General features: G+C 36.8%; 2 protein-coding genes. Both read right to left on the minus strand.

All coding sequences use genetic code 11. The annotated features are described in order from the left end of the window. Positions 1 to 934: replication initiation protein RepM (gene repM, locus AAEY88_RS12485; protein WP_350562890.1), on the minus strand; the 934-nt coding region annotated here is incomplete at its 3' end. 298 nt (positions 935 to 1,232) lie between these two features. After that, positions 1,233 to 1,568 (minus strand): hypothetical protein, encoded by a 336-nt coding sequence (locus AAEY88_RS12490; protein WP_350562888.1) that lies wholly within the window; start codon positions 1,566 to 1,568, stop codon positions 1,233 to 1,235. Between the last annotated feature and the right edge of the window lie 187 nt (positions 1,569 to 1,755).

A 1,755-nucleotide genomic window follows, 5' to 3' on the forward strand; every position in this document is an offset into this window, starting at 1 on the left:
TCAAATATTCTCTAATAGGCTTCTTCTTACTGAACTTGCTAGGGTCTTTCTTAATCTCATTCACCATAAATTCAGTAAACAGCTTCCAGTCACGCCCATTGTCACCAGTCGCCAAACTCCCGTAAGTGCTGATAAATCCTTTATGAAGAACAATGCGCTTCAGCTGCTTATCTGACAATCCATCAATAGTGAACATATCTCCATTGGCAGAGTCACGCTCAACACTAACCTCTTTTTTATTTGTCTTCTTAGGCTTAAAAGTAAACGTGAAGCCAGTAATAGTACGCCCTCGTTTGTGTTGCTCATACTTAGCCGTAATATCCGTATATTTGTTAATTTGCTCAATAGCAAAGTCCAAAACATACTTTTTAAAGTTACTCATCGTCTTATATTGAGTGTCTTCAACCCCCAGCTTGCGCCTGAAGTCTTGTAACTCAAACACTGGTGTTTTCCCTGCAATACGCCACTGTATCAACAACTCATAAAGGCGGATTGCATAACCACTATCGAGGTTAGCTACTTGCTCAATCTCATAGCTGGTAAAATTATTTTCCAGTCGAGTAATCAGTGGTACAACGTCAGCTGTGAACCGCAAAAAAACCGTACCAGTCGCTTTTTCATAACCTATCTTATCGACCCAGCGACAATGAAATGACCTGTCATTGCCATTCTTAGGGTTTTTATCGTGATATGTGACATATCTATCAAACAGACCTTTACTGGCTTCTTTCACAACATCGTAAGCATTGCCCTTATCTATATCAAAATGGTCAGCATAGGCATGAGCATGAACCCTTAACAAGCTGCTATGGTCAATACCCTCACCCGTTTCTCTTGCTTCAATAATAGCTAGTAATATTAATCTTTGTTCAGCCAAACCCAGTGTATAACTCGCTTGAATGAGTGCATTATCTTTAACGACTAATTCAGACATATCCATATCCAATTCCTATTAAGATAGGTTGTAATATATACTATTTAAAATAGATTGTAAAACAACCTATTTTAAAGCAGGGTAAACCTATTCATATAACAGGGTAAACCTATTCATATAACAGGGTAAACCTATTCATATCAACTCTACATCCCTTTATTATCAATGCTTACAGCGTGTCTAAAAGCTGTTAAAAGCATTAAAAACATTAAAAGCCTTTTTGGTTGTTGATAACTAAGAAAACAAACAGAAGGGAAAAGCCGTTTCTAAGTTAGATATTTAAAATTATTATTATTCGTTATTTTAATTCTGCCTTGAAGAACTGACCTATATCATCATCGCTAGAAGCTTTATTTGGCTCACTAGAGCTTAAAAGAGTGTCTTTAGGTATATTGTTACCTATTTCACTCTTAAAGCTCTCTAAACGGCTAATATCAGCTTTTCTAGTCACGTATTTATCAATATCAGCTAAGATTTGTGGTATTCGGTCAGGCTCATTTTCAGCGATAGCCATAAGCATACCCCCAAGCACAAATTTTTGACCATTCAACGCCTTATCAATCTGCTTTTTCATTCGATTGGCTCTGTCCAATGCTTCCTGTCTTTTTTGTTCTAGCTTCTTAATGTCAGCCATACCTTCGCCTCTATGTCTTTAATTTTTGAATAAGTAGTTATGAGTACCACCTGAGCCACAAAATGGGTCAATGTAATTTTAATTACTCAATGAAATACGCATGAACCACCATCAAAAATGTGAATAAAAGAGTTAATGTTTCATATAACGTCATGTCGATAGCCTTCTCACGGTTTATGGTCTGCAC

Source organism: Psychrobacter sp. CAL346-MNA-CIBAN-0220 (assembly GCF_040309805.1).
GTDB lineage: Bacteria > Pseudomonadota > Gammaproteobacteria > Pseudomonadales > Moraxellaceae > Psychrobacter.